Source organism: Sulfuriferula plumbiphila, assembly GCF_009938015.1.
In the GTDB taxonomy this organism is placed as follows: domain Bacteria; phylum Pseudomonadota; class Gammaproteobacteria; order Burkholderiales; family Sulfuriferulaceae; genus Sulfuriferula; species Sulfuriferula plumbiphila.
On sequence record NZ_AP021884.1, the window covers coordinates 1,655,138 to 1,678,603 of the forward strand.

The 23,466-nt window shown below is 59.0% G+C and carries 27 protein-coding genes and 1 pseudogene; 13 read left to right on the forward strand and 15 right to left on the reverse strand.

Features of this window, described 5'->3' with window-relative positions:
* The first annotated feature begins 2 nt into the window (after positions 1-2).
* The 8 genes from GZH91_RS08650 (at position 3) to GZH91_RS08685 (ending at position 6,259) form a co-directional block, all read left to right on the forward strand.
* Positions 3-293, forward strand: coding sequence for a HypC/HybG/HupF family hydrogenase formation chaperone (locus GZH91_RS08650; protein ID WP_147073364.1), 291 nt, complete (start codon positions 3-5; stop codon positions 291-293).
* Positions 293-985 (forward strand): D-sedoheptulose-7-phosphate isomerase, encoded by a 693-nt coding sequence (locus tag GZH91_RS08655; RefSeq protein ID WP_147073362.1) that lies wholly within the window; start codon positions 293-295, stop codon positions 983-985. The genes GZH91_RS08650 and GZH91_RS08655 overlap by 1 nt, the downstream gene beginning before the upstream one ends.
* A gap of 3 nt (positions 986-988) precedes the next feature.
* Positions 989-2,134: a hydrogenase formation protein HypD gene (gene hypD / locus GZH91_RS08660; RefSeq protein ID WP_147073360.1), complete on the forward strand. Its 1,146-nt coding sequence runs from the start codon at positions 989-991 to the stop codon at positions 2,132-2,134.
* Positions 2,131-3,186, forward strand: coding sequence for a hydrogenase expression/formation protein HypE (gene hypE, locus GZH91_RS08665; protein ID WP_147073358.1), 1,056 nt, complete (start codon positions 2,131-2,133; stop codon positions 3,184-3,186). The genes hypD and hypE overlap by 4 nt, the downstream gene beginning before the upstream one ends.
* Positions 3,186-3,764 carry a hypothetical protein gene (locus GZH91_RS08670; protein WP_147073357.1) on the forward strand — a complete coding sequence of 193 codons (579 nt, stop codon included), beginning with the start codon at positions 3,186-3,188 and terminating at the stop codon, positions 3,762-3,764. Before hypE ends, GZH91_RS08670 begins: the two co-directional genes overlap by 1 nt.
* Positions 3,757-4,110 (forward strand): hydrogenase maturation nickel metallochaperone HypA, encoded by a 354-nt coding sequence (gene hypA, locus GZH91_RS08675; RefSeq protein ID WP_147073355.1) that lies wholly within the window; start codon positions 3,757-3,759, stop codon positions 4,108-4,110. Before GZH91_RS08670 ends, hypA begins: the two co-directional genes overlap by 8 nt.
* A gap of 86 nt (positions 4,111-4,196) precedes the next feature.
* Complete coding sequence (gene hypB, locus GZH91_RS08680) at positions 4,197-5,078, forward strand: hydrogenase nickel incorporation protein HypB (protein WP_223264568.1); 882 nt, start codon at positions 4,197-4,199, stop codon at positions 5,076-5,078.
* On the forward strand, positions 5,075-6,259 hold the full coding sequence (locus tag GZH91_RS08685; protein ID WP_147073351.1) for a HoxN/HupN/NixA family nickel/cobalt transporter: 1,185 nt from the start codon (positions 5,075-5,077) through the stop codon (positions 6,257-6,259). The genes hypB and GZH91_RS08685 overlap by 4 nt, the downstream gene beginning before the upstream one ends.
* Positions 6,260-6,286: 27 nt before the next feature.
* Here the strand turns inward: GZH91_RS08685 and GZH91_RS18320 are convergent, their stop codons facing one another.
* The 8 genes and pseudogenes from GZH91_RS18320 to GZH91_RS08725 all read right to left on the reverse strand — a co-directional run bounded on the left by GZH91_RS18320 (position 6,287) and on the right by GZH91_RS08725 (position 15,678).
* Complete coding sequence (locus tag GZH91_RS18320; RefSeq protein WP_332835335.1) at positions 6,287-6,520, reverse strand: hypothetical protein; 234 nt, start codon at positions 6,518-6,520, stop codon at positions 6,287-6,289.
* The gene (locus tag GZH91_RS08695; RefSeq protein WP_223264567.1) at positions 6,495-7,430 is read right to left on the reverse strand and encodes a transglutaminase-like domain-containing protein; all 936 of its coding nucleotides are present in this window, start codon (positions 7,428-7,430) and stop codon (positions 6,495-6,497) included. Before GZH91_RS08695 ends, GZH91_RS18320 begins: the two co-directional genes overlap by 26 nt.
* A pseudogene (locus GZH91_RS08700) lies at positions 7,430-8,649 on the reverse strand (hypothetical protein). The gene GZH91_RS08695 and the pseudogene GZH91_RS08700 overlap by 1 nt, the downstream one beginning before the upstream one ends.
* A gap of 14 nt (positions 8,650-8,663) precedes the next feature.
* Complete coding sequence (locus GZH91_RS08705) at positions 8,664-11,945, reverse strand: transglutaminase family protein (protein ID WP_147073349.1); 3,282 nt, start codon at positions 11,943-11,945, stop codon at positions 8,664-8,666.
* A 1-nt stretch (position 11,946) separates the two neighbouring features.
* Positions 11,947-12,717 carry a proteasome-type protease gene (locus GZH91_RS08710; protein ID WP_147073347.1) on the reverse strand — a complete coding sequence of 257 codons (771 nt, stop codon included), beginning with the start codon at positions 12,715-12,717 and terminating at the stop codon, positions 11,947-11,949.
* Between the two features lie 30 nt (positions 12,718-12,747).
* The gene (locus tag GZH91_RS08715; RefSeq protein ID WP_147073345.1) at positions 12,748-13,737 is read right to left on the reverse strand and encodes an alpha-E domain-containing protein; all 990 of its coding nucleotides are present in this window, start codon (positions 13,735-13,737) and stop codon (positions 12,748-12,750) included.
* Between the two features lie 3 nt (positions 13,738-13,740).
* Complete coding sequence (locus GZH91_RS08720; RefSeq protein ID WP_174861854.1) at positions 13,741-15,180, reverse strand: circularly permuted type 2 ATP-grasp protein; 1,440 nt, start codon at positions 15,178-15,180, stop codon at positions 13,741-13,743.
* Between the two features lie 330 nt (positions 15,181-15,510).
* Positions 15,511-15,678, reverse strand: a complete 168-nt coding sequence (locus tag GZH91_RS08725; RefSeq protein WP_161984226.1) for a hypothetical protein — start codon at positions 15,676-15,678, stop codon at positions 15,511-15,513.
* A 154-nt stretch (positions 15,679-15,832) separates the two neighbouring features.
* On the opposite strand from GZH91_RS08725, the gene GZH91_RS08730 reads away from it, so the two are divergent.
* The 4 genes from GZH91_RS08730 to GZH91_RS08745 all read left to right on the forward strand — a co-directional run bounded on the left by GZH91_RS08730 (position 15,833) and on the right by GZH91_RS08745 (position 18,853).
* A complete protein-coding gene (locus GZH91_RS08730; RefSeq protein WP_161984227.1) occupies positions 15,833-16,636 on the forward strand; it encodes a TOBE domain-containing protein in 804 nt (267 codons plus the stop codon).
* An 18-nt stretch (positions 16,637-16,654) separates the two neighbouring features.
* Positions 16,655-17,419, forward strand: coding sequence for a molybdate ABC transporter substrate-binding protein (modA, locus tag GZH91_RS08735; protein WP_147075181.1), 765 nt, complete (start codon positions 16,655-16,657; stop codon positions 17,417-17,419).
* 211 nt (positions 17,420-17,630) lie between these two features.
* Positions 17,631-17,882, forward strand: coding sequence for a hypothetical protein (locus tag GZH91_RS17800; protein WP_198415442.1), 252 nt, complete (start codon positions 17,631-17,633; stop codon positions 17,880-17,882).
* 23 nt (positions 17,883-17,905) lie between these two features.
* Positions 17,906-18,853, forward strand: coding sequence for a molybdenum ABC transporter ATP-binding protein (locus GZH91_RS08745; protein WP_232522232.1), 948 nt, complete (start codon positions 17,906-17,908; stop codon positions 18,851-18,853).
* Positions 18,854-19,197: 344 nt separating this feature from the next.
* Here GZH91_RS08745 and GZH91_RS18045 read toward each other — a convergent pair whose 3' ends face one another.
* The 7 genes from GZH91_RS18045 to GZH91_RS08775 all read right to left on the reverse strand — a co-directional run bounded on the left by GZH91_RS18045 (position 19,198) and on the right by GZH91_RS08775 (position 22,543).
* A complete protein-coding gene (locus GZH91_RS18045; RefSeq protein ID WP_147074650.1) occupies positions 19,198-19,401 on the reverse strand; it encodes a hypothetical protein in 204 nt (67 codons plus the stop codon).
* 13 nt (positions 19,402-19,414) lie between these two features.
* Positions 19,415-19,663, reverse strand: coding sequence for an RNA chaperone Hfq (gene hfq, locus GZH91_RS08750; protein ID WP_147074651.1), 249 nt, complete (start codon positions 19,661-19,663; stop codon positions 19,415-19,417).
* Positions 19,664-19,827: 164 nt separating this feature from the next.
* Positions 19,828-20,685, reverse strand: coding sequence for a peptidylprolyl isomerase (locus GZH91_RS08755; protein ID WP_223264619.1), 858 nt, complete (start codon positions 20,683-20,685; stop codon positions 19,828-19,830).
* Between the two features lie 33 nt (positions 20,686-20,718).
* Positions 20,719-20,982 carry a BolA family protein gene (locus GZH91_RS08760; RefSeq protein ID WP_147074652.1) on the reverse strand — a complete coding sequence of 88 codons (264 nt, stop codon included), beginning with the start codon at positions 20,980-20,982 and terminating at the stop codon, positions 20,719-20,721.
* Positions 20,979-21,281, reverse strand: a complete 303-nt coding sequence (locus GZH91_RS08765) for a YciI family protein (protein WP_147074653.1) — start codon at positions 21,279-21,281, stop codon at positions 20,979-20,981. The genes GZH91_RS08760 and GZH91_RS08765 overlap by 4 nt, the downstream gene beginning before the upstream one ends.
* A 5-nt stretch (positions 21,282-21,286) precedes the next feature.
* Entirely contained in the window at positions 21,287-21,820 is a 534-nt protein-coding gene (locus GZH91_RS08770; protein ID WP_147074654.1) for a septation protein A, read from the reverse strand.
* 3 nt (positions 21,821-21,823) lie between these two features.
* A complete protein-coding gene (locus GZH91_RS08775; RefSeq protein WP_147074655.1) occupies positions 21,824-22,543 on the reverse strand; it encodes a hypothetical protein in 720 nt (239 codons plus the stop codon).
* A gap of 75 nt (positions 22,544-22,618) precedes the next feature.
* On the opposite strand from GZH91_RS08775, the gene GZH91_RS08780 reads away from it, so the two are divergent.
* Positions 22,619-23,464: a 3',5'-nucleoside bisphosphate phosphatase gene (locus GZH91_RS08780; protein WP_147074656.1), complete on the forward strand. Its 846-nt coding sequence runs from the start codon at positions 22,619-22,621 to the stop codon at positions 23,462-23,464.
* The last annotated feature ends 2 nt before the right edge of the window (positions 23,465-23,466 follow it).

A 23,466-nucleotide genomic window follows, 5' to 3' on the forward strand; every position in this document is an offset into this window, starting at 1 on the left:
TCATGTGTCTTGGAATTCCCGGACGTATCGTAGAAATCACCGACGCAGCCAATAAGCTGGGAATGGTCGACGTCGTCGGCGTGCGCCGCCAGATCAACCTCGCCTGCGTCGTCGACGAGCAGCATCCTGTGGACAGCTGCGTCGGCGACTGGGTGCTGGTCCACGTCGGTTTTGCCATGAGCCGCATCAACGAAAACGAGGCGCGGCTGACGCTGAATCTGCTCACCGAGCTCGGTGAAGCACAGGCCGAGATCGAGGCCATGCGCATGGCCGAGAGCACTGGGGCTGCCTGATGGAATCAAAACTCAACGATCCCACGCTCGCCGGGCTGTACCCTTTCCTCGCTGGCAAGCGTCAGGATGCCGGTCAGTTGCACGCTGCGCTGCTGGAGTCGGTACGCCAGAAAGCCGCCGAGAGCATCGCGGTCAAACAGCGTTTTTTCAATGAAAACGCTGCGGCGATTGTCGCTGCGGCTCAGGCGCTGGCCGATGTCTACTGCAATGGTGGGCGCCTGTACACGATGGGCAATGGCGGCTCCAGTTGCGATGCTGCGCACATTGCTGTCGAGTTCCAGCACCCGGTCACCGCCGGACGGCCCGCACTGCCGGCGCGCAACCTGGGCGATGATGTGGCGATGCTCACCGCCGTGGGCAACGACGTCGGCTTCAAGCATGTGTTTGTGCGCCAGGTGATTGCACAACTGCGCCCGGGCGATGCCTTGATCGGGGTTTCCACCTCCGGCAATTCCGAGAATGTGCTGACTGCTTTCACTGCGGCCAAGGCGCGTGGCGCAGTCACCATCGGTCTGGCCGGCGGCGACGGCGGTCGCATGCGTGGCTTTACCGACCTCGATCACTGCCTGGTAGTCCCCAGTGACAGTATCCACCGCGTGCAGGAAAGTCATGTCGCGCTTTATCACATCCTGTGGGATCTGACCCACACCCTGCTGGCCGATGATCGCGGCAGTGCCGCGAAGGAGTCCTGAACCATGCAATATGCCGACGAATTCCGTGACCCTGCCAAGGCCCGTACCCTGGTGGAAGAAATCAGCAAGCTGGCTGCACTGCTGGCCAAGGCACGTGGCCGCCCGCTGCAGGTGATGGAGGTGTGCGGCGGCCATACTCACACCATCTTCCGTTATGGCCTGAAGGCGATGCTGCCAGAGGCGCTGGAGTTTGTGCACGGTCCCGGCTGCCCGGTGTGTGTGTTGCCCATGGGGCGGGTGGATGACTGTGTGGCGCTGGCGTGCAATCCGAAAATCATCTTCACCACCTTTGGCGACGCCATGCGTGTACCGGGTTCGAAGGGCAGTCTGCTGCAAGCCAAGGCCGAAGGCGCCGATGTACGCATGGTGTATTCGCCGCTCGATGCATTGAAACTGGCACGCGAAAACCCGACGCGCGAGGTGGTGTTCTTCGCGCTGGGCTTCGAGACCACCATGCCCAGCACCGCGCTCACGGTGTTGCAGGCCAGGCGCGAGGGCATCCGCAATTTTTCGCTGTTCTGCAATCACATCACCATCATTCCCACCATCAAGGCCATTCTTGATTCGCCGGAACTGACGCTGGACGGCTTCCTTGGTCCTGGCCACGTCAGCATGGTGATCGGCAACCGACCGTATGACTTCATCGCCGAGCGCTACCACCGGCCGATCGTTGTCGCCGGTTTTGAGCCACTGGATATTCTGCAATCGCTGTGGATGCTGTTGAAACAGATGAAAGAGGGCCGCTGCGAAGTCGAAAACCAGTACAAGCGTATCGTGCCTGAAGCCGGCAACGCGCAGGCGCTGGCCGCGGTTGCTGAAGTATTCGAGCTGCGCGAGTTTTTTGAGTGGCGCGGACTGGGTTCTATCGACCACTCCGGCGTCAGGATGCGCGCGGCCTTTGCTGACTACGATGCCGAACGCAAATTTGGGGTGCCAGGCTTATCCATCGCCGACCCCAAATCCTGTCAGTGCGGCGAGGTGCTGAAAGGTGTGATCAAACCGCATCAATGCAAAGTATTTGGCACCTCGTGCACGCCAGAACGACCGCTTGGCGCGCTGATGGTGTCGTCCGAGGGTGCGTGTGCCGCGTATTACCGGTTTGGCCGCATCGCGATCAAACCGGTTGAAACGGAGACGGTGGCATCATGAAAATGGATGATCCTCACGGCAAGCGCATGCCTGGCGGCGTGGTGACGCTGGCGCACGGTGGCGGCGGAAGTGCGATGCGCAAGCTGATCGAAAATGTACTTCTACCCGCATTCAACAATCCGCTGCTGGCGGCACTCGAAGATCAGGCGACGGTACCCCTTGCCGAGCTGCTCGTACATGGCGACCGGCTGGCGTTTACCACCGACTCCTATGTCGTGACACCGATGAGTTTTCCAGGAGGCGACATTGGAAAACTGGCGGTATGCGGTACCGTCAATGACCTTGCCGTTTCAGGAGCACGCCCGCTGTATTTAAGCTGTGGGCTGGTCATCGAAGAAGGTCTGGAAATGGCCCACCTGGCCATGATCGTCGAGAGCATTGCACATGCCGCGCGATTGGCTGGGGTGAGTGTCGTCACCGGTGACACCAAGGTGGTGGAACGCGGCGCAGCCGACAAACTGTTTATCAATACTGCCGGTATAGGGGTCATTCCAGCAGGAATCCAGATCAGTGCCAGCCGCGCACAGCCGGGGGACGCCGTCATTGTCAGCGGCAGCCTGGGTGACCATGGAATAGCCATTCTGCTGGCGCGCAACGAGCTGGCGCTCGATGCAGCGGTAATGAGCGACTGCCAGCCGCTGCACGGTCTGGTAGCGGTGATGCTGGGAGCATGTCAGGACATCCACTGCTTGCGCGACGCCACTCGCGGCGGTGTGGCCACGGTGCTCAACGAGTTTGCTACGAGTTCCCGGGTCGGCATCCGTCTGCGCGAGGCGGCGCTACCGGTCAACGAGACGGTACGTGGCGCCTGCGAAATCCTGGGGCTCGATCCTCTGTACCTGGCCAACGAGGGCAAGCTGGTGGCGGTGGTGCCGGCCACGCACGCGGACGCAGTGCTGGCGGCGATGCGCGCGCATCCGGCCGGCCTTGAAGCCGCGATCGTCGGCGAAATCACAGCTGAATCCGCAGGTAACGTGATCCTGTCGACTGCGTTCGGCGGGTATCGTGTGGTGGATATGCTGGTTGGTGAACAATTGCCGAGGATCTGCTGATGCCCGTAACGATGCTGCGCACAGACCCTGTCGCATCTCTGATGGAACCGCAAATAGTGGACGGGACAATTACTATCCTCGATCACTCTTGGCCATTGCGTCTTGAATACCCGGCGCTGCTCGCCTATCACGGTGGGGGCGCGCTGGCAGGTGCGGCAATCGGTTTTAGGGCGATGGCCGCCGCCGGTGCGGCCCTTTCTGCCGAACATCCATGGGACCGCCGAGACCTGTCCGTGGTCAGCTGGCACAACGGTCCCGGAGTACGCGATGCCATCGAATTTGTTACCCGCGCCATTACCCGTGGACGGTTCACATGGCGCGAATCCGGCGCCGTGCAAAACTGCGGGGCGGCGGACGCATTCCGTTTCGAAGTTGCCGATGGCAGACATGTCGCACGGGTGGCGTTGCGTGAACACGCGGTCACGCCCGCCTTTTTCGAGCTGGCGCGGACCCCTTCGCGTAGTCTGCAACAGGAAGCCGAACTGATTCACCTGAAAGCCGTCGTTGCCGATTCGGTAATGGCGTTGCCAGCAGATCGCTTGTTCGAGATCAGCCTGCAGGAGCAAGCCCATGCATGAACTGTCGATTACCCGCAATATCGTGGCCATCGTCAGTGAACATGCTGCGGGCCAGCGGGTGACGCGGGTGCGCCTGCAGATCGGGCAACTGTCGGCAATCATGCCCGAGGCCATCCGCTTTTGCTTCGATCTGTGTGCTGCGGGAACACTCGCAGAAGGTGCAAAGCTGGAGATTGATGAGACCCCTGGTCGTGCCCGGTGTGATGCCTGTGGTGAAGAAGTGGCGTTGACCGCACTGGTGGGGCGCTGCCCGGCCTGTGGTACAGGAATATTACGGATCACTGCCGGCGAGGAAATGCTGATCAGGGAGATCGAAATGAATACGGAGGAAGCATCATGTGCGTAACCTGTGGATGTGGGCAGAGCGAAGGGGCGACACTGTCGCTGCACGATGGAAGCGCGGAAGCGCATGAGCATGTACACGCAGACGGCATGAGACATTTACATCACCATCACCAGTTGGCTCCTGCCCAGGTGCGCGCGCGCAGCCCTGCCCACGCGGATCAGCCGAGCCAGATGCAAGCTCAAATGCCGGGTGGCGGCATGCAGTACCAGCCTGTACACACGCACGACCACGCTCACCCCCACGAGCATCATCACCACGACACCTTGCAGGTTCCGGGTCGTGACACGCACACGCTGCAACTGGAGGCACAAATTCTCGGCAGGAACCAGCGCATCGCCGAACGCAATCGCGGCTGGCTGGCCGGGCGCGGCATACTCGCATTGAATCTGATGAGCAGCCCCGGTGCGGGTAAGACCACCCTGCTCGAACGTACCCTCAAGGATCTGCAGGCAACCATGTCCATCGCGGTGGTCGAGGGCGATCAGGAAACCGCCAATGATGCCAAGCGCATCCGGGCTACCGGCGCGCGTGCGGTGCAGGTGAATACGGGCACCGGCTGCCACCTGGAAGCCGACATGCTTGAACGCGCCATGACCCTGCTCAAACCTGAGCCGCGCTCGCTGCTGCTGATTGAGAACGTTGGCAACCTGGTGTGTCCGGCGCTGTTCGATCTTGGCGAGCGCGCCAAGGTGGTGATCTTCTCGGTCACCGAGGGCGAGGACAAGCCGCTCAAATATCCGCACATGTTCGGCGCGGCTGAGGTCATGCTGCTGAGCAAGATTGATCTGATGCCCCACCTGCGCTTCAGGCTCGATTTGGCGATTAACAATGCGCACACGGTCAATCCAAAGCTCAAAATCTTCCCGGTGTCGGCGTATACAGGCGAAGGGCTGGATGCCTGGTATGACTGGCTGCGTACCGGACTTTCCGCATGCGCATCCGTCAATGCAATGCACGCGATGCCATGAGATGCACACAGCATGCGCCTGAAGCCGGATCCGCGAGCGGCGGCTATCGTCTGGTTGCCGCACCCGGCACAGCCAGCATCCGCACCAGCAATGTGCGTCGCCGTCTCAATTTCAGCGTTGCCGAGTGGCAGCGACTCGGTGGCTTTTACGGCGTGATCGGGCTGCTGCACTTGCTTGGTTGCGGTCTGTTTTTTTACTACTCAGCGCGCTATCCGGCGCTGATTGGCCTGGGCTTTGCCGCTTATATGTTCGGTCTGCGCCATGCCTTTGATGCCGATCACATTGCCGCTGTTGACGATACCGTGCGCTACCTGCTGCAAAAAGGTCAAAAGCCGCTGGGTATTGGCTTCTTCTTTTCGCTAGGGCACTCGACCGTGGTGTTTGTGCTTGCGCTGGCCATCGTATTCGCCGCCACCACGGTGAAACAGGGTTTGCCCGAACTGCAGCACCTCGGGGGACTGATAGGCGCCGGCATATCGGGGATATTTCTGTGGCTGATCGGCATCCTCAATCTGTTGCTGCTGCTGGACATGCTCAAAATCTGGCGGCAGGCCAAAACCGGCCAGCACAGCCACGCACACCTGGATGAACTGCTCTCAAAACGTGGCCTGCTCAATCGCGTGTTTGGCGGTCGCCTGCAAAAAATCATCCAGCGCAGCTGGCAGATGTATCCACTGGGTTTGCTGTTTGGCCTGGGTTTTGACACCGCTTCTGAAATCGGCCTGCTGGCGATGACTGCCGGTGCAGCCAGCGGCAATCTGCCGATAGGCGCCGTGCTGTCGTTGCCGATTTTGTTCGCGGCCGGCATGTCGCTGATGGACACCACCGACGGCGTACTGATGGTCAAGGCTTACAACTGGGCGTTTGTGAACCCGCTACGCAAGATTTTTTACAACCTCACCACGACGTGTTTGTCGATTGTGGTGGCGCTGGTCATTGGTAGTATTGAGCTGCTGCAGGTCTTCATCAACCTCCTGCACCTCAAAGGCCCGTTCGCCGATTATGTCGGTGGGCTGGATTTTGGCGTGCTCGGCTACGTGATCGTGGGTATTTTCCTGCTGGTGTGGGGTATCTCAGCCGCGTTGTGGAAATTCAAGCGGATTGAAGCGCATCATGGCCGGCCGAACGCGCCCCATACGCACTCTGGCGGTATCACCCATATACACGAACACTTTGACTAAGTGTCCCGAATGCGGCTCCTGCCATATTTACGTAAAAGAAGGTCGCAAAAGTCTGTCAAAAACCCGGCGCGCGGAAAATGAAAAGCTGGATAGCATCGTCGGGGTGAGTTCCAGTTCGCGCCTGGCCTGCCAGGCGACCATCGGCAGCGAAAATGTCACGGGAATTGCTGGGTTTTGTTTGAGGCGGCAGCATTTTTGGAACACATCCGGCGCCATCGTATTGCGCGGGCTGAAATTACTGATACTGTACAAGTGCGGCATGCGTAGACATGGCCTCCGTGCAATGCCGTGGCAGTGTAAAGCCATTGGCCGGGTCGTCTATCGCCTCAATATTGATCACCGGCACAAATGATTTGACCGAGCCGAACACCGTGGCGAATGAAGCATCGGCAGCGTCTCGCCCAGTACCGAGTCTGACCAGACCCATCGGTGGTGAAATGCCGCTGGGATCGAAGGAATACCAACGGTTACTGAGAAAAACTTCGACATAGGCATGAAAATCGGTCGGCCCTAATTTCGGGTCTGCGCCATAATCGATTCCCGTGACGAAGCGCGCGGGGATGTTCATCGCCCGGCACAACGCTATCATCAAATGGGCGAAGTCACGGCATACCCCCGCCTGATCGATGATGGTATCGGTTGCCGACGTGGTGCTGTTCGAGCTCCCTGGCAAAAACGACGTGCGTTGGCGCACCCAGTCCTGTATCGCCTGCACCCGCCGATAGCCGGCTTGGGCATGAGCGAATTCCCAGGTCACGAGCTTTCCAAGCCGGTCAGACTGGCAGTAGCGACTCGGGTAAATATAGGGCAGTACTTCCGACGGCAGTTGCGAAATCGGCACTTCCACGAGGTTTTCAGGCGACTCGACATAATGGGAGATATCAACTGTCGCGTCGTAGCGTATGGTCAACGGACCGGGGACGGCTTGCAATCGCATGTAGCGCGTGCCATAGGTCGAATCAGTATAGATCACTGGCGTGATCGGCTGGCTCAGATAAAGCTGCTCGTTGACGACTGATTGATGGCCTGTTTGCGCCGCATGAATGTTAAATATGAAATCGCTCTGGGCGCCAGTGACTTCATAGTTGAGTGCTATATCAAATTCTAATCTGATCATGCTGGCCTCGTTTTCATTTAAAACAGTGAATGGCCGGATTGTGTTCCATTGCATCAAACCTCCTGCACGCCTTCCTCCAGCCCCGCTGCAACCGTTAATAACGCGACGTTGTCGCGTGCGAAGAACCCTTGAAAGTCGCCAAAACGCTGTACGTATTCGATAATCAGCGCGGAAAAATCCGACGCCGAGGAGAAGATTTGCTTGAGACCCACTTCGCGTGAGCCGACGGTGTCGAGCAGAAAGCCTTTGCCCTGGGCAGTGATGGCATCCACGACAATATCGATATATTCCTTGCCGTCATGCTGGCCATCTCTAACCGCAAGCGCCATGTGGTGCAGGCGCGGGCCATAGTTGCGCACGAAAGTCTCGGTGGGGCTGGGCAGTTGGTCCAGGTGGTTGACGCAGTAGGGATGGTTGTTGGCGGTGAATACCTTGGCCGGGCTTGCGGATTCAGGCACACCACGCACGTTTTTGGTGACGTTGGTGGAGGAGTTCTGATCCGTGATGTCGTAGCTGCCCCAGTAGTAATAGCTCGACAGCGCCAGGTATTCGAGCAAGGCAGCCTCGCGGTTCTGGCTGTACACGCGGGTGGCAAGGTGGTCGATGGGCAGGATCAGGTCCATGATGCCGATCCGTTCCTGCATCTCCTTGCCACGTTCGTAGGCTGCCTGCGCGCTGCCGAGGATGACGCATTCACCGTGCTGATAGAGACGAATGCCGTCCGCCGCACGCTCCATGTAGCCCACCATGTTCTGGGTGTAGGGTGAGGGCTTGGACAGACTCACATTGAGCGGCAAATCCAGTTCGGCGAGCTGGCCGATGGGGAAGAAGCGAAACTCGCGCTGCTGTTGCTGGGCTACGACTTCGTGGCGGTTTGACGTGAGCAGGATTTCGCCCAGATAACGGCTGTGCGGACGCCGTGCCCCCACCGGATACAAGTCGTTCAGGCTGCGGAAAATATCACTGTAGCCCGGATCTTTTACCTCGCGCAGCAGGATGTCGGGCGCATCCATATCAATGCGTAGCACGTGGGTGAGATGTCTGGGACTGTCCAGCGTGACCAGATAATGATACGGCGTCATCAACGCCAGCTCGGCGATGTATTCAAGCGCATTGCCCGGCTCCACGGTCATCATCAGTGCCTCGATGCCGCCGATCATTTCGGGGTCAGGCCACTGCGGTCGCGCGCTTCCAGCAGACGCGGCAGGTATGCTTCAAAGAATGGGGAGTTTTGCTTGTCGCCAAAGCGCGGGTGGTGGCTTGAGTTGAGCATGCGTATTCCTGCGGCTACTTGGGTTGCCAGCGCAAATCCAGGGTCATGGGAAAGCGCGGATTAAGTGCTTCGGGTTCGACTGCCATCGTCCCCGCGCTGTGGCCATGATCCCAGAAACGTGCACGGCGGCGCGCCTCTGCCTCATTGGCGTTGACGGGAAAAGTGTCGTAGTTGCGCCCCCCGGGGTGGCTGACGTGGTAGGTGCAGCCGCCGATGGCGCGGCCATTCCAGCTGTCCACCACATCGAATACCAGGGGCGCATGGATACCAATGGCGGGGTGCAATGCAGACGGCGGCGCCCACGCCTTGAAGCGCACCGCAGCAACGAATTCACCGGGCACGCCGGTCGGATGCAGAGGCAGCGGACGACCATTGCACGCCACCTGGTGGCGGCTGTCGATCATGCCACTCACCTTGACCTGCATCCGTTCCACCGACGAGTCCACATAGCGCGCCATGCCGCCGGTTGCCATTTCTTCGCCCAGCACATGCCACGGCTCGATGGCCTGGCGCAGCTCCAGCTGTATGCCCTGATAGGCCACGCTGCCATAGCGCGGAAAGCGGAACTCGATGAACGGCGAGAACCAGGCATCGTCGAAGGCATAGCCTGCCACGCGCAGGTCGCGGCTGATGTCGCGCATGTCCTGCTCGATGAAATGCGGCAGCATGAAGCGGTCGTGCAGCGCGGTATCCCAGTACACCAGCTTGCCTTGATAGGGCGTTTTCCAGAACCGGGCCAGCAGCGCCCGCAGTAATAGCGATTGCACCAGACTCATGCGGTAATGCGGCGGCATCTCGAACGCGCGCAACTCCACCAGTCCCAGCCGCCCGGTCGCGGAATCCGGGGCGTACAGCTTGTCTATGCAGAATTCGGCGCGGTGCGTGTTGCCGGTCAGGTCAATCAATAAATTGCGCAGCAGCCTGTCCACCAGCCAGGGCTGTCCGCTTTCTTTGCCGGGGGTGAGCTTGGCGTCCATTTGCTGGAACGCAATTTCCAGTTCGTACAGGTTGTCATCGCGCGCTTCGTCGACGCGCGGCGCCTGACTGGTGGGGCCGATGAACTGCCCGGAAAACAGGTAGGACATGGCCGGATGTTGCTGCCAGTAGGCAATCAGGCTTTTCAGCAGGTCCGGCCGGCGCAGGAACGGGCTGTCCGCCGCGGTCGCTCCCCCCAGCGTGACGTGGTTGCCGCCGCCGGTGCCGGTGTGGCGACCATCGAGCATGAATTTTTCACTACCCAGCCGGGTCTGGCGTGCGTCCTCATACAGTGTGCGGGTACGTTCCACCAATGTCGGCCAGTCGGCAGCGGGGTGGATGTTGACCTCGATGACACCGGGGTCGGGCGTGACCGACAGCGACACCAGACGCGGGTCACGCGGCGGCGCGTAGCCTTCCATGCGGATCGGCCGGGCCAGCGCAGCGGCGCAATGTTCCAGCGCGCTGACCAGGGCCAGCCAGGCTTCCAGCGTGGTGGTGGGCGGCATGCAGACGTGCAATATGCCGTCGCGCACTTGCAGCGCCAGCGCGGTGTGGATGACTTCGCGTGCACTCGGGGTTTCGTCGATGGCAGCGGCGGTAGCTGGCTTGGGGACGGGTGGAGATTCCGGCAGCGGCGCACGTTCGGCAAACGGATCGGGCGGTAACTCGAGTTCAAAATCCTCCGGCGCCAGCCACGGCAGGCTGTCCAACGGCAGCCGGTAACCCAGCGCGGAATCGCCCGCCACCAGATACAGTCGGTCCTGGCGCAGCGGCCAGCGGCTGGAACGCCATTGCGGTGCGGCTGCGGTGCCCGCTTTGAGCGGCAGCACATAGCCGACCACCTCGGCCAGTCCGGCGCGTAACTGTTGGGCGAGACGGTGACGCGCATCGGGCCGGGTGAGGTCAGCCGCGTGCGGGTCGAGGTTGGCGGGCAGGCGGCTTTCCCTATCCAGCGCCTGCCACGGGTCTTCATACGCCGGGATGAGATAACCGGGGTTGAGCCCAAGCTGCTGGGCAAGGTGAGTGGCGAAGCGCTTGAGCACCTCGGGGCTGATGGTTTCGCTGGCTTCGGCGACCAGTGCCGGGTTGTGCCATAGCGGGGTGCCATCCGCGCGCCAGTAGGCCGTCAATGCCCAGCGTGGCAGCGCTTCGCCGGGATACCATTTACCCTGGCCGAAGTGCAGCACGCTGCCGGAAGCAAAGCGCGCTTGCAGGCGTCGTATCAGGGCATTGGCCAGTGTCCATTTTTCTTCGCCCAGCGCGGCGATGTTCCATTCCGCGCCGTCCATGTTGTCGATCGAGACAAAGGTCGGTTCGCCACCCTGGGTGAGGCGCACATCGCCATGTTTCAATTCGGCGTCAATCTGCAGCCCGAGCGTGTGCGCCGCCTGCCACTGTGCGTCGGTGTAGGGTTTGGTAACGCGCGGGTCTTCGTGAATACGGGTGACCGTCATGGTCACGTCGAGCTGCGCCTCGCAGATGCCGGTGAGGCCATTGATGGGCGCGGCGGAGGCGGGTTGTGCGGTGGCGGCCAGTGGAATATGGCCTTCTCCGGCGAGCAAGCCCGAGGTGGCGTCCAGCCCGACCCAGCCGGCACCGGGGATATAGGCTTCGCACCAGGCGTGCAGGTCGGTGAAATCGGCGCTCGGCCCGGCGGGACCGTCGAGCGGTTTTGCATCGGCGGCGAGCTGGATCAGATAACCCGATACAAAGCGGGCAGCAATGCCCAGGTGGCGTAATGCCTGTACCAGCAGCCACGCGCTGTCGCGACATGAACCGGAGCCTTTGGTGAGCGTTTCCTCGCAGTTTTGTACGCCTGGCTCCATGCGGATGAGATAGGAGACGCTGCGATGTATGCGCTGATTCGTGCGTACCAGAAAATTGGTGATGCCGATGTCGGCAGGCAAAGCACGCCGGAAATCGACCAGCCATTTGGCAAGTGCTGTGCCCGCAGTGTCAGTCTGCAGGAAAGGCGTGAGTTCAGCCTTGAGCTCGGCTGGATACTGAAATGGGTAATGCTCTGCCCACGGCTCGACAAAAAAATCGAACGGGTTGATGACGGTCATGTCCGCCACCAGGTCCACCGTCACTTCGAGTTCGCGTGTCGGCTCGGGGAAGGTGAGGCGGGCGACGAAATTGCCGTAGGCGTCCTGTTGCCAGTGAATGAAGTGTTTGGCTGGCTGCACCTTCAGCGAATAGGCCGAAATGGGAGTACGGTTGTGGGCGGCGGGTCTGAGCCGGATTTCATGGGGAAATACCATGACCGGACGATCGAAGCGGTAACGGCTGTGATGATGCAGAGCAACGCGTATGGTCATATCAGGGAGGGGGGATGGGCAGGCAGTCACGGGTGGCTGGCGGGGTTTCCCAGTCGGGGTCGGGTAGCGAGGCGAATACGCCGCGCAGGCCTTCACTCCAGCGCTGGCTGATCTGGGAAAAATAGCTGTCGCTGGCGGTGATATGGTACAGGCGATCCAGCCTAAAGCTGTCGCGCGTGTAGCATGCCAGGTCAATCGGCAGCCCGACCGCGATATTGCTGCGCATGGTCGAGTCAAACGATACCAGTACGCACTTTATGGCGTCCATGAGCGGCGTTTCGGCATGAATGACGCGATCAATGATGGGTTTTCCGTATTTGGTTTCGCCGATCTGGAAGAAGGGGGTTTCTTCGGTGGCCTCGATAAAATTGCCCTCGTCGTACATCAGGAACAGGCGCGGCGGCTCACCGCTTACTTGGCCACCGACGATAAAATTAGTACCTACCCTGACATTTCCCTCGAGTAGAAATGGACCGTCGCGGTCACGTACCTCGCGCAGGCAGTCTCCCAGTAACATCGCCACGTCGGACATGGATTCGGCATTCCACAGATTGAATAATTCATTGCGCCGTCCCCGTTGCTCGAGCAAATTGATCGCGCTCTGGGTGATGGACAAATTACCCGAGCTGAGGATGACGATGACGCGGTCGCCGTTGTTGACGAAACTGCGCATTTTTTTGAAACAGGCGATTTGATCCACCCCGGCGTTGGTACGGGAATCCGAAGCAAACACCAGTCCGGCCTTGAGCTTGAGCGCGACGCAATAAGTCATGAGAGGTCTACTGCAGTTGTTTAGCATCTTTTATTGTACTTGTGCCATCTGGCGCACGGGTGACGGTGCGACAAATTCATCACGGCGTGCCAGATAAGCGCTGCGAATTTCCTTCCCCAGGCTGTCAGTCCGTCCGAGAAAATCGGTCAGATACTCATGCAGCCCATTGGCGAAAATATTTTCAATGAGATTGAAATGCAGTGCTGCATGAATTTCACCCGCGCAGCGGCGCGCCTCACGTCCGGTCGAGCCGTTGATGATTTCCAGTGTGGAATCCACCTCGTTCAGGCAGGCGTGCAGCGAACGCGGCATGTCGGCACGCAGCACCAACAGCTCCGCCACGCGCTGTGGCGAGATCACGTCGCGGTATATCTTCCGATATGCCTCGAATGCGCTGACCGAGCGCAGCAGCGCGCCCCACTGGTAATAATCTGCCGCGCCGCCGACATCCTTCACGCTAGGCAGCAGGATGTGGTACTTGACGTCGAGAATACGCGCGGTGTTGTCAGCGCGCTCCAGAAATGTGCCGAGGCGGATGAAGTTGAGTGCATCGTCCTTGAGAATGGTGCCCAGGGTCACCCCGCGAAACAGGTGCGAGCGTTCTTTCACCCAGTCAAAAAAAGGTGTCAGACGATTGCCGCTGAGGGCAGGTGACATGCGATTGAGTTCCAGCCAGGTGGCGTTAATGCTCTCCCACATTTCTCCGGTGATTGCACCGCGCACGGCACGCGCGTTTTCCCGCGCCAGCATCAGGCTGGTATAGATGCTGGCCGGGTTATCCGGGTCCAGTGCGATAAAGCGCGTTACTGCCGCAGATTCTGCTGCTCCGTATTTGGCAGTGTAGCCGGCAGCACAGCCCGAAATGTTGAGTGGCGCATACCACAAGTGGGCTTCTGCGCCAACGGAGTCATCCGGCAGCAGCGACGTGCTGTGCGTGACATCCAGCACGCGTGCAGTATTTTCGGCACGCTCGATGTAGCGCGCCATCCAGAACAGGTGATCCGCGGTTCGTGACAACATGCTTTAATCCTCCAATACCCAGGTGTCTTTGGTCCCCCCACCCTGGGATGAATTGACCACCAGAGAGCCCTCGGTCAACGCCACGCGGGTGAGCCCGCCCGGCACCAGGCGGATTTCCTTGCCGGATAATACGAATGGGCGCAAGTCCACATGACGTGGGGCGATACCGGCTTCCACCAAGGTTGGGCAGGTGGACAGCGCCAGGGTCGGCTGGGCGATAAAGCCGGCCGGCGCGGCCAGAATCCGTTCGCGGTACGCGGCGATCTCCTCGGGTGTGCTGGCAGGCCCCACCAGCATGCCGTAGCCACCCGAGCCCTGTACTTCCTTCACCACCAGTTCAGGCAGGTGGGCGAGCGCGTATTTGAGATCTTCTGTCTTGCCCAGACGCCAGGTGGGCACATTGGACAGGATGGGCTTTTCGCCCAGATAAAATTCAATCATGGCCGGCACATACGGGTAGGTGGACTTGTCGTCCGCCACGCCGGTGCCGATACCGTTGGCCAGCACTACGCCCCCGCTGCAGTAGGCGTTCATCAGGCCGGGGACGCCCAGTGTCGAATCCGGACGGAAAGCCAGCGGATCGAGAAAATCGTCATCCACACGCCGATAAATGACGTGTACCTGCTGCGGGCCTTCGGTGGTGTGCATGTATACCTTGCCGGCGTGGACAAACAAATCCTGGCCTTCCACCAGTTCCACGCCCATCTGGCTGGCGAGGAAGGCGTGTTCGAAATAGGCGCTGTTGTAGGCACCTGGCGTCATCACCACAATCACCGGTTCATCCACATTGGGGGGTGCTGCTTCGAGCAGGGTGTCGAGCAGCATCTGCGGGTAGTGGTCTATCGGGGCGACGGCATGGCTGGCAAATAGGTCGGGAAACAGCCGCATCATGGTATTGCGGTTTTCCAGCATGTATGACACGCCAGATGGTGTGCGCAGATTGTCTTCCAGCACATAGAAGTCGTTTTCTGCCACACGCACCAGGTCAATCCCGGCAATGTGGGCATACACTTGATTGGGCAAATCGATACCGCGCATTTCTGGCCGGTACAGGCTGTTTCCCAGCACCTGATGGGCAGGAATCAAGCCGGCCTTGATGATCTCCCGGGCGTGGTAGATATCGTGTAAAAAAGCGTTAAGCGCCTGCACCCGCTGCTTCAGACCGCGCCCCAGGAGCGCCCATTCGCTGGCACCAAATATGCGTGGAATAACATCGAACGGGATCAGGCGTTCTGCGCCCGCGCCTTCCCCATAAACGGCAAAGGTAATTCCCAGGCGGCGAAACAGCACCTCGGCTTCACGCTGCTTCTGGGAAAGGGCTTCCAGAGGTAAGGAAAATAGCTGGGCAGCTACATCCCGGTATTGATTGCGCACCAACCCTTCCGGGCTGTGCATTTCGTCGAATATGGCCGGCTTGAACAATATGTCTGTGGATTCATGCATGGTCGCGCTCTGCTTAGGCCGGTGGGTGCCTGCGGGCACCTGTATACATTCCAACTTCGTTGCGGTACTGCCTTGCCCAAGAAATCTCATCGCTTGCCTATCAAACATCGTCTGCGCACTAAACTGTTTTTGCGCTTGGCCTCGCTCAGGATTTGCAAATTTAGAGAAGTGCCCTTACCTTGCTTTCTAAGCAACGCAAGCAGCATGCCAGCACATGAATTATTTTAATGCGCTATTTTTGAATGGGTTTGTGTGTTGTGCTTGTGGAGGATGGAGGCGAGGTGCACGCTCCCGGTGCGCAGGCGGAGGGCCGAGCACCCGCCCGGTGCGCTACGCAAACTTCGATTGCGAACCCGCATCAGGCTGCTTGCGCAACAGGGCCGGACATTCCCGATTGGCGGCCATGTCCAGTCCGGTGAAGTCATCGAGTGATTTCACCTGCGTGTTGGCAGCGGCCGGTACCGGCTGGCCGACCTGCCGCTGGCGGCGATTACGCAAGCGCTGCCTCGCGGTATGCGGGAGAAGCTATACGGGAAAGATTGATTTTCCGGAGCAAGGAGATGAGCCATGTCGAAACAATCATTGGCATTTTACTTTTACTATCGTTATGTAGTAAAAAGTAATAACGATATTTTGCCTATGGGGGTGAAGCATGAAGGCAGGGGCAACAGAGTTGCGGCCGGTGTTGCGCCTGGTGGCGGAGCAGGACGGCCGGCGCGGCAAGGGGCGTATCGAACTGCTGGAGAAGATCGGCGAGCTGGGCTCGATCTCAGCGGCGGCCAAAGCCCTGGGCCTGAGTTACAAGGCAGCCTGGGAAGCGGTGGAAGCCATGAACAACCTGTCCGAGGCGCCGCTGGTGGAGCGGGTGGCGGGGGGCAGGCACGGTGGCGGCACGGCGCTCACTGCCCTCGGCTTGCAGGTGTTGTCGATGTTTCGAAGGCTGGAAGGACAGTACCGGGAGTTCCTCGCCGCCCTGCGGGCGACAGGGGATTTTGAACGTTTTTATCAATTGATGCGGAGGTTCGAGATGAAGACGAGTGCGCGTAACGAGTTTCTGGGCCGGGTCAGGGCCGTGAAGAAAGGCGCGGTGAATGCCGAGGTGGTGCTGGACATCGGTAGTGGCGCCGGGCTGGTGGCCATCATCACCAATGAGAGTGTGGACAATCTCGGCCTGGAGGTCGGCGTGGAGGCCTATGCCCTGATCAAGGCCCCCTGGGTGATCGTGACTGCGGCGGACTGCCAGCTCAGAACCAGCGCCCGCAACAAGTTATGCGGCGTGGTGACCCGCTGTCAGGAGGGCGCGGTGAACGGCGAGGTGGTGATCGAACTGGACGGCGGCAAGCACGTGGCGGCCATCATCACCAACGAGAGCATCCAGAGCCTCGGTCTCAAGGAGGGCGTGCGCGCCTGCGCCCTGATCAAGGCCTCCCATATCATCCTGGCGGTAACCACCTGATCACGGAAAGGAACCATCATGAATCGCAAGTTCTCTCGCCGGCTCGCGCTCCCTCTCCTTGTTTTTGGCCTGGCCGCCGGCCCGGCAGGCGCGGACGAGGTGCAGGTGGCGGTGGCCGCCAATTTCACTGCGCCGATGCAAAAGATCGGCGCTGATTTCGAGAAGGACACCGGCCACAAGACAGTGCTGTCTTTCGGCGCCACCGGCAGCTTCTACGCCCAGATCAGGAACGGCGCCCCCTTCGATATTCTGCTTGCCGCCGACGACGAAACCCCGGCCAGGCTGGAGAAAGAAGGGCTGGGCGTGTCCGGCAGCCGCTTCACCTACGCCATCGGCAAGCTGGTGCTATGGAGTGCCAGGCCTGGATTCGTGGACGACAAGGGCGATGTGCTGAAGAAGGGCGACTTTCGGCACGTGTCCATCGCCAACCCGAAACTCGCCCCCTATGGCGCCGCTGCCGTGGAGGCGCTGACCAGACTCGGCCTGCTGTCTGCCATGCAGGCCAAGTTCGTGCAGGGCGAAAACATCGCACAGACTTATCAGTTTATCTCCACCGGCAATGCCGGACTGGGCTTCGTCGCCCTGTCCCAGGTGCTCAACAAGGAAGGCAAGCTGGCCAGCGGTTCGGCCTGGGTGCTGCCAAATAATCTGTATTCGCCCATCCGCCAGGACGCGGTGATCCTCACCAACGGCAAGGACAAGACCGCTGCTGCCGCCCTGATGAAGTACCTCAAGAGTGGCAAGGCGAAGGCGGTGATCAAATCCTACGGCTACGACTTCTAGGTGCAGGGCGCTACGTTGCCGACGGATGGCGATCTCTCGGCCATCTGGCTGACCCTCAGGCTGGCGACGCTCACCACTATCCTGCTGCTCGTCATCGGCACCCCCATTGCCTGGTGGCTGGCGCGCACCCGATGCCGGCCCAAGGGCCTGGTGAGAGCGGTGGTGGCACTGTCACTGGTGCTGCCACCACGGGTGCTATCTGCTGGTGACCATGGGACCCAACGACCCGCTGGGGAGCCTTACGCAGTCCCTGGGACTGGGGGTGCTGCCGTTCACCTTTTGGGGATTGGTGGCAGGTTCAGTGTTTTATTCCATGCCCTTCGTGGTGCAACCGGTACAGAACGCATTCGAGGCCATCGGCGATCACCTGCTGGAGGTGGCCGTCACGCTATCCACACGCATAGTCCCGACGGCATCGTCGCCTGGTTTTGTCACGCCTAACCCGGCTTCAGGCTGGAGATAAACCTGGAACTGCCGGCGCGCGGGGTGACCGCCCTGTTCGGCCATTCCGGCTCCGGCAAGACCACCCTGCTGCGTTGCGTGGCCGGCCTGGAGCGGGCACCCGACAGTTTCCTGTCGATCCTGGGCGAGGTCTGGCGAGACGACGCCCAGGGGATCTTTCTGCTCACCCACGAACGCCCCCTGGGCTATGTGTTCCAGGAAGCGGGCCTGTTTCCTCATCTCTCCATCCAGCGCAACCTGGAATACGGTCAGAAGCGGGTGGCGGCGGCCCAGCGCCGGGTATCGCTCGACCAGGCGGTGGCGTTGCTCGGCAGCGGGTGGCCATTGCCCGGGCGCTGGTCACCAGTCCACGAATTCTCTGCTCATGGACGAACCCCTGGCGGCGCTCGACCCCAAGCGCAAGGGCGAGATATTGCCTTACCTGGAGCGGCTGCACGACGCGCTGGATATCCCGGTGCTCTATGTCAGCTACTCCCCGGACGAAGTCGCCCGCTTGGCCGGCATCTGGTGCTTATGGAAAATGGTCAGGTACGTGCCAGCGGGCCGCTCACTGAAACCCTGGTCCGACTCGACCTGCCCATCCGCCTGGACGAGGACGCCGGTGTCGTGCTGGAAGGCTCGGTTAGCGGGTTCGATGCGGGCTGGCACCTAGTCCGTGTCAGCTTTGCCGGCGGCAAGCTGTGGGTGCGCGACAGTGGTGTGCCACTGAACCACCGCTTGTGCATCCGCATTCTGGCGCGGGATGTCGGTCTGGCTCTGGAGCCGCACACTGGCACCAGCATTCTCAATGTGCTACCTGCCGTTGTGACGCAGCTTGGCGACGACATCCATCCGGCCCTGACGCTGGTGCGGCTGGATGCGGGCGGCGCTCCGCTGCTTGCCCGTTTCACCCGGCGCTCAGCCGCCGTCCTTGACCTGCATCCCGGCCAGGCCGTATGGGCGCAGATCAAGGCTGTGGCCCTGATCGGATGAAACACGCTGGAGACTCCATCGATCGGCTTTGCCAGTGCCGCCGGCTTGCTGGCCTGTTTGCCCTGGAGAACGATTTCCGTCCGGATCGGCAAAGGCAGTTCGCCGGTTTGCGCCTGATTCCCGGAAATCCCTGGCTTGGCCGCTTCTTCATGTTGGCCGACGGAGAGAAAGTGACAGGTATGGTGAATGCGCTGGTCACAGTGAGTAGCGCTGAAGGCGCACGGGCGTTGCTTGCTGGAGGACGGGAGATTGGGGCGCAGCAATGTCTCACTCCAGGTCATGGGGCACCTCCTTCGTGCCCATAAGTGTGACGCAGCGGTTACCTATGTCCCTGGACTAAAATGTTACCCATGTGTCTGGACCCTGCCCGGCGTGACAATGAGAATGTGCCGCTGAGCGAACCGGTCGAGGAATATTTCGAACGGGAAGTGCTGCCGCATGTGCCGCATGTGTGGATCGACAAGACCAAAAAGGACGCCAAGGATGAGCATGCTGGCATCGTAGGTTACGGGCTCAGCTTTGCGGTAGCGATGAACAGAAAAATCCATGGCGTTGACATGCTTACTCTGGCTTGTCGGTCTTTTCTTCAATGGAGACCTGTCTGGACGGCGATACAGTCGAAATGGCATGTTTGAAGATTGCCTGGCTGACGTTGTCATGCCCCTTGAGCATTACCATGTACTGATCGAATGATTCGATCTTGCCTACCAACTTGATGCCGTTCACCAGAAACACCGACACCGGCATGTGTTCCTTGCGTAGTGCGTTCAGGAACTGGTCCTGAAGATTTAGTCGGTCTTTGTCACTCATGTGCGCCTCACAATCATTTACCCAAATGACACTGCTCTGCACGTTGAATCAACGTGTATTCAGCATAGTTGTTTAAACGGTTTTTGCATCTGTATTTCGCGATGCAAATCGTGGAACAAAAAAGCGCGGCACAGGCCGCGCTTTTTTCATCCAAAGTGTAAAAATTATTCTATTTTGGCGCTTGCACGCATATCTGTAATCACCTTTTTGACCATCTCCTGTTCCATTTGCCCGCGCAGCTGATCTTTTACTTCATTAAACGGTGGCAGCTTCAGGTCGCGAATGTTGTCTACACGGATAACGTGCCAGCCAAATTTTGTATGCACCGGTGTTTTGGTGTATTCACCCTTTTTCAGCTGCACCATGGCGTCGGAAAATTCCTTCACCAGATTGCCCGGAGCTGCCCAGCCAACCAGACCACCTTTGGCTGCAGAGGAATCCTTGGATTTTTTCTTGGCCAAATCCTCAAATTTGGCCTTTTTGCTGTTGAGTTCAGCGATGATTTGCTTGGCTTCCGCCTCGCTACCCACCAGGATGTGGCTGACCTCATATTCCTTGCTACCCATCTGCGCCTTGACCTTGTCGTATTCTGCCTTCAGGTCTGCCTCGCTGATGGGATGGGTTTTGACATAGTCAGCCAGATAGGCCTTGGCCAGCATTTCAGTTTTGACCAGGGCCAGGCGTGTCTGCATGGTGGGGTCTTTGTCCAGCCCCATCTTGGTGGCTTGCTGAGCAAGTATCTCGGCGTTGATCAGGCTGTCGCGTAGCGCGGCTGCTGTCTGTTCGTTGTCTGGCTGGCCTTGCTGAATGCGATCCTGTTTGAGCAGGTTGTACTGGCTTTGCGGGATGGCAACACCGTTCACCACTGCAACCGGTCTGGAGGCATCCGCAGCAGTCGAAGCTTTTGCATAGGCAGCTGCCGGTGTGGCCGGTTTGTTGGAGGTTTCAGCTGCATTGCAGCCGGTCAGTGCGGTAAGACCCAAAGCGCAAACAGTAGCGGCAGCGATTTTTTTCAATAGCATCTGGTGTTCCTTTAGTTAAATTAATCAGTGTGACTATAACTCTTCCGGTGTGTGCGCAGTAATGCTCAGGGCATGTATCTGATGATGCATCAACTCACCCAATGCATCGTATACCATGCGATGGCGTGCAAGGGTTGTTTTTCCTTTAAACGCTGCAGATACAATGTGCAACCGGTAATGGCCACCCCCGCTTCTGGCCCCTGCGTGCCCGGCATGTTGCGCACTTTCATCCTCAATATCAAGATGTTCAACTTGCAGTAGGGCCAACCGGTCGCGCATAAGTTCAATTACATTCATACCGGCAGCACTTTCTTGAATGGTTTGACAACAACGCGGGCATACACCCCCGCGGTCACGTAGGGATCGGCATCAGCCCAGGCTTTTGCCGCTTCAAGTGAACCAAATTCCGCCACAATCAGGCTACCGGAAAAACCCGCAGAACCCGGGTCCAGGCTGTCAATCGCAGGAAAGGGCCCGGCCAATAGCAAACGCCCCTGATCGTGCAGTGATTTTAAACGTTCCAGATGCGCAGGTCTGGCAGCCATGCGATGTGTCAGGCTGTCGCCGACGTCTTCGCCCATGATTGCGTACCACATGGTATCTATTCCTCGTTATTCATATGTTTGGCTAGTATCAGGCTTTGCGCAATGACAAACACCAGCATCATGGCGGTACTGCCAAACAGCTTGAAATCCACCCAGACATCGGTGGAAAAATTGTATGCCACATACAAATTGGTGGCACCCATGACTATGAAAAAGCCCGCCCAGCTCAGGTTAAGTTTGTTCCATACCGGTTCAGGCAGGCTGACCTGCTTGGCCATCATCGAGCGGATGATGTTTTTGTTGAATAGCCACGAGCCGCCCAGCAAGATCGTCGCGAACAGCCAGTAGAGCACTGTTGGCTTCCATTTAATGAAGGTCTCGTTATGCAGCAGCAGCGTTGCGCCGCCGAATACCACGATAATCGCAAGGCTGACCCACATCATGGTTTCGACTTTCTTGCCGCGTGCCATAACCCAGCCGATTTGCACAAAACTTGCGGCAATGGCGACGCCCGTAGCCACATAGATACCGCCAAATTTGTAGGCGATGAAAAAAAGCAGTATAGGGAAAAAATCAAACAGGAATTTCATGGTTCAATGCCTAGTTGCCCAGCGTTTAAAGTAATCCTGCATCAGTTCGCGCACTTCGGTGCCGTACACTTCTTTTTGGGCCTGTTGCAATCCCTGCTCGAAAAAAGCCGGGCAATCCTCCGGCAAATTGCGTCCCAGCGTATCAAAGGCTTTTTCCATCAGCGCCCTGTCCTGGGTACGCGTGGCGACAATCGCGTGATTGAGGTTGAGGATGCGCCAGGGACGGGTCGCATCGTGTTTTTCCAGGTCGCTCTTGATGCCTGGAGCGGCATGCTCGATTACATCGCCGATTACCTGACACATGGCTTTGAGCGTGGGCACATCCTGGGTCAGGTTGGCGCTGGCAGCAAGGCTGTTGACCAGTGGCTCCAGGGTGCGTAATTCGCCATCGTGGCGGATTACCCAATGTGCCACTGCCAGCGCGGTTTTTTCCAGATCCATTTTCGATTTTGGCAGGCGCAGGCGCTCCGCCCAGTAGGCCAGGTCCATCAAAAACCCAATGGCGTGGTCGCCCAGCTGGCTGACGTCATCATAGGGTAGCGGGCCGGTTTCACCATATTCGTTATCCAGTTTGTCGAACACATATAGGAATTGCTCGATCGCTTCACCCAGCTGGTCGGGTGTCACTTGACTGCCGGCCTGAATGCCGGATTCGGCAAAAGATTGCTGCACGAGATGGTTGGCTTCAGCAAAACTGGTGCGGATTTCCGCAGGGATAGGCATGGATAAGGAGGTATCAGGATAGTGGGAGAGTGCGTATTTTGCTATGATTTGTCTGTATTTCACAAGTCACCTGCCATGCCTGACCACAATTTCGATTTACATTGTCACTCCAGCGTCTCCGATGGCATGTTGCCGCCGGCTGAGTTGGTAGCACGCGCGGCAGCCCAGGGGGTGACGGTGTTGTCGCTCACCGACCATGATGACGTCGCCGGGCTCGAAGCCGCGCGCACGGCGGCGCTTGCGCACAACATCCAGCTGGTGAATGGCGTGGAAATTTCCGTCACCTGGAGCAGTCATACCCTGCACATTGTGGGTTTGCAGATTGATCCGGCGCATCCGGTACTGCGTATGGGACTGGAAGGCATACGTCACGGGCGCTGTGAACGTGCCGAAAAAATGGCTGAGCAGCTCGACAGAGCAGGCATCAAAGACAGCCTGCACGGTGCTTATCAACACGCGGGCAACAAGAATTTGATTGGCCGCATGCATTTTGCGCGCTATTTGGTGGCACAAGGCATCGTCAAGGATGTGCGTACCGTGTTCAAGAAATATCTGGTCAAGGGCAAACCGGGCTATGTCAGCCACCAGTGGGCAACGCTGGCGGAGGCAGTGAGCTGGATTGTGACAAGTGGCGGTCAGGCGGTCATCGCCCACCCGGGCCGCTATCAGATGGGCAGTGGTAAAATGCACGAACTCCTTGAAGAATTCAAAAAATTGGGTGGTGTGGGTATTGAGGTGGTAACCGGCAGCCATACTCCCGAGCAATATCCGCATTTTGCCAGTCTGGCGCAAAAATTCGGGCTATTGTCCTCGCGTGGTTCGGACTTCCACGCACCGGGTGAAGGCTATCGTGACATCGGGCGCCTGCCCGCATTGCCCGAGCAGTGCAAGCCTATCTGGCATGACTGGGTAGGCTGTTAAGC

Excerpts from the sequence above, each read along its gene's own strand:
- hypA (WP_147073355.1), top strand. The coding sequence starts at position 3,757 with ATGCATGAACTGTCGATTACCCGCAATATCGTGGCCATCGTCAGTGAA.
- hypD (WP_147073360.1), top strand. The coding sequence starts at position 989 with ATGCAATATGCCGACGAATTCCGTGACCCTGCCAAGGCCCGTACCCTG.
- GZH91_RS08770 (WP_147074654.1), bottom strand. The coding sequence starts at position 21,820 with ATGAAATTCCTGTTTGATTTTTTCCCTATACTGCTTTTTTTCATCGCC.
- hypE (WP_147073358.1), top strand. The coding sequence starts at position 2,131 with ATGAAAATGGATGATCCTCACGGCAAGCGCATGCCTGGCGGCGTGGTG.
- GZH91_RS08655 (WP_147073362.1), top strand. The coding sequence starts at position 293 with ATGGAATCAAAACTCAACGATCCCACGCTCGCCGGGCTGTACCCTTTC.
- GZH91_RS18045 (WP_147074650.1), bottom strand. The coding sequence starts at position 19,401 with ATGGATTTTTCTGTTCATCGCTACCGCAAAGCTGAGCCCGTAACCTAC.
- GZH91_RS08765 (WP_147074653.1), bottom strand. The coding sequence starts at position 21,281 with ATGTGGTACGCAATCATGGGCGAAGACGTCGGCGACAGCCTGACACAT.
- GZH91_RS17800 (WP_198415442.1), top strand. The coding sequence starts at position 17,631 with ATGGGACCCAACGACCCGCTGGGGAGCCTTACGCAGTCCCTGGGACTG.
- hypB (WP_223264568.1), top strand. The coding sequence starts at position 4,197 with ATGAGACATTTACATCACCATCACCAGTTGGCTCCTGCCCAGGTGCGC.
- GZH91_RS08710 (WP_147073347.1), bottom strand. The coding sequence starts at position 12,717 with ATGACTTATTGCGTCGCGCTCAAGCTCAAGGCCGGACTGGTGTTTGCT.
- GZH91_RS08730 (WP_161984227.1), top strand. The coding sequence starts at position 15,833 with ATGAAGGCAGGGGCAACAGAGTTGCGGCCGGTGTTGCGCCTGGTGGCG.
- GZH91_RS08760 (WP_147074652.1), bottom strand. The coding sequence starts at position 20,982 with ATGAATGTAATTGAACTTATGCGCGACCGGTTGGCCCTACTGCAAGTT.
- GZH91_RS08695 (WP_223264567.1), bottom strand. The coding sequence starts at position 7,430 with ATGCAATGGAACACAATCCGGCCATTCACTGTTTTAAATGAAAACGAG.
- hfq (WP_147074651.1), bottom strand. The coding sequence starts at position 19,663 with ATGAGTGACAAAGACCGACTAAATCTTCAGGACCAGTTCCTGAACGCA.
- GZH91_RS08705 (WP_147073349.1), bottom strand. The coding sequence starts at position 11,945 with ATGACCATACGCGTTGCTCTGCATCATCACAGCCGTTACCGCTTCGAT.
- GZH91_RS08780 (WP_147074656.1), top strand. The coding sequence starts at position 22,619 with ATGCCTGACCACAATTTCGATTTACATTGTCACTCCAGCGTCTCCGAT.
- GZH91_RS08650 (WP_147073364.1), top strand. The coding sequence starts at position 3 with ATGTGTCTTGGAATTCCCGGACGTATCGTAGAAATCACCGACGCAGCC.
- GZH91_RS08720 (WP_174861854.1), bottom strand. The coding sequence starts at position 15,180 with ATGCATGAATCCACAGACATATTGTTCAAGCCGGCCATATTCGACGAA.
- GZH91_RS08775 (WP_147074655.1), bottom strand. The coding sequence starts at position 22,543 with ATGCCTATCCCTGCGGAAATCCGCACCAGTTTTGCTGAAGCCAACCAT.
- GZH91_RS08670 (WP_147073357.1), top strand. The coding sequence starts at position 3,186 with ATGCCCGTAACGATGCTGCGCACAGACCCTGTCGCATCTCTGATGGAA.
- GZH91_RS18320 (WP_332835335.1), bottom strand. The coding sequence starts at position 6,520 with ATGCCGCACTTGTACAGTATCAGTAATTTCAGCCCGCGCAATACGATG.
- modA (WP_147075181.1), top strand. The coding sequence starts at position 16,655 with ATGAATCGCAAGTTCTCTCGCCGGCTCGCGCTCCCTCTCCTTGTTTTT.
- GZH91_RS08685 (WP_147073351.1), top strand. The coding sequence starts at position 5,075 with ATGAGATGCACACAGCATGCGCCTGAAGCCGGATCCGCGAGCGGCGGC.
- GZH91_RS08755 (WP_223264619.1), bottom strand. The coding sequence starts at position 20,685 with ATGCTATTGAAAAAAATCGCTGCCGCTACTGTTTGCGCTTTGGGTCTT.
- GZH91_RS08715 (WP_147073345.1), bottom strand. The coding sequence starts at position 13,737 with ATGTTGTCACGAACCGCGGATCACCTGTTCTGGATGGCGCGCTACATC.